3 protein-coding genes are annotated in these 1,364 nt (G+C 34.2%); all 3 read right to left on the minus strand.

Going from position 1 to position 1,364, the window contains the following annotated elements; translation table 11 throughout:
• Positions 1 to 166: 166 nt before the first annotated feature.
• The gene (locus tag M1P97_RS26185; protein ID WP_028728972.1) at positions 167 to 517 is read right to left on the minus strand and encodes an immunity 51 family protein; all 351 of its coding nucleotides are present in this window, start codon (positions 515 to 517) and stop codon (positions 167 to 169) included.
• Positions 507 to 854: a hypothetical protein gene (locus tag M1P97_RS26190; RefSeq protein ID WP_011608529.1), complete on the minus strand. Its 348-nt coding sequence runs from the start codon at positions 852 to 854 to the stop codon at positions 507 to 509. The genes M1P97_RS26185 and M1P97_RS26190 overlap by 11 nt, the downstream gene beginning before the upstream one ends.
• A 12-nt stretch (positions 855 to 866) precedes the next feature.
• Positions 867 to 1,364 (minus strand): RHS repeat-associated core domain-containing protein (locus tag M1P97_RS26195; protein WP_284697263.1); only part of this gene is annotated, 498 nt, incomplete at its 5' end.

A 1,364-nucleotide genomic window follows, 5' to 3' on the forward strand; every position in this document is an offset into this window, starting at 1 on the left:
AATCCCTTAAAACCATCAGAAGAAAAGAGGGAAAACAAACAAAATACCTGTTGATAACTTTTTTTGTAAGAGGCGGTCAGTCCCTGTTTTTTTACTCCTTTTTTCTTTTGCAACAAAAAACCACTCCATTTGAAGCGTTCTTTTGTTTGTATAAAGATGTGTTTTTTTAATCTAATTCTGCTCTTAAAAATAAATCTTGTATTAAAGTTTCGTTTTCGCAGGTTTCTTTAAATGCAATTATAAAAGATTTTAGAGCATCTGGATTAGATGAATAAACACAAAACATATCTGCTTCGGGGTCAAACTTTATGATTTCTATTAGTTCAGTTTTTTGTTCTTCCAAAAATACTTTTGCTAAAGCCCCCCAATCATAACCGTTGCCCTCAAAGCCCTCATCTTCTCTTGCTTGGAAAATTTCTGCTTTGTATTCTCCAACATTCAAACATACCGAAACACTATTTTCGTGTTCGATCCAAAAGAATGGTTTTATTAACTCATTAAAATTATTAGTGTCCATATTGTTCCAATTGTTTAAAGAGTTCATCGCCATTGGCTTTTATACCGTCCCTGTACTTTGCAGGTATTTTATTACCAACACGTTCAAACCAATCGTTAAACGTATTTTTCCATTCTTTTACTTTGTCTTTTTTGATGCTCAAATTTGCATCGATTGGAAATCTTTTTGCAAGCATAATTAGTATTTCAATATGTGCTAAAAGAGCTTGCGTTGGTTTATTTGCTGTTTTTAACCATTCTGCATTTTCTTCAATTTGTTTTATAGCCAAATTAAAGTAGCGTGCATTTGCCATATCAGCCATTTCATTTCCATCGGGTGCTGTGCTAAATATTTTCATTTTTTATTTGTTTTAAGATTTACAGCCTACTTTTACTTTCTTTGGTTTTTTGTATATTTTATCTCGTAAATCGTCTAACGGATTTTCCGATGTCCAGCGTTCTTTTATTCGACCTCTGTTTCTATTATCTAATCCTGATTTATCTAATCTGGCTTTAATCGAATCAAAGTCTGACCAATCGTCAGCTCTTTCCTTCAAACGTTGTCTTATCAAAGCCCCTTCAATAGAGCGAGCTTGGTCGTGTGTAAGTCCGTCAGCCAATATTTCCATATTGTCGAACACTTTTGTTTTGCCGTGTTCTGCCATACGTTCTAAGGCAGTTCTGCTTGTAATACCATAATAAACTACCTTATTATCTCTGATAAGTTGATATACAAGCTCTCCACTTAGACCTAAAACATCAACCCAAGTATTAGTATCTTTCACATAAGCGTATGTATTAAATCCGCCCGCCAGCCCAATCGGGTCAGAAGAAATATATATCCCCATTTCAGGCGAGTAGTATCTGAA

The organism is Parabacteroides leei (genome assembly GCF_023369805.1).
Taxonomy (GTDB): Bacteria; Bacteroidota; Bacteroidia; order Bacteroidales; family Tannerellaceae; genus Parabacteroides; species Parabacteroides leei.

What these genes read in the sequence shown, in the direction of transcription:
- M1P97_RS26185 (WP_028728972.1), bottom strand. Translation starts at nt 517, where the DNA reads ATGGACACTAATAATTTTAATGAGTTAATAAAACCATTCTTTTGGATC.
- M1P97_RS26190 (WP_011608529.1), bottom strand. Translation starts at nt 854, where the DNA reads ATGAAAATATTTAGCACAGCACCCGATGGAAATGAAATGGCTGATATG.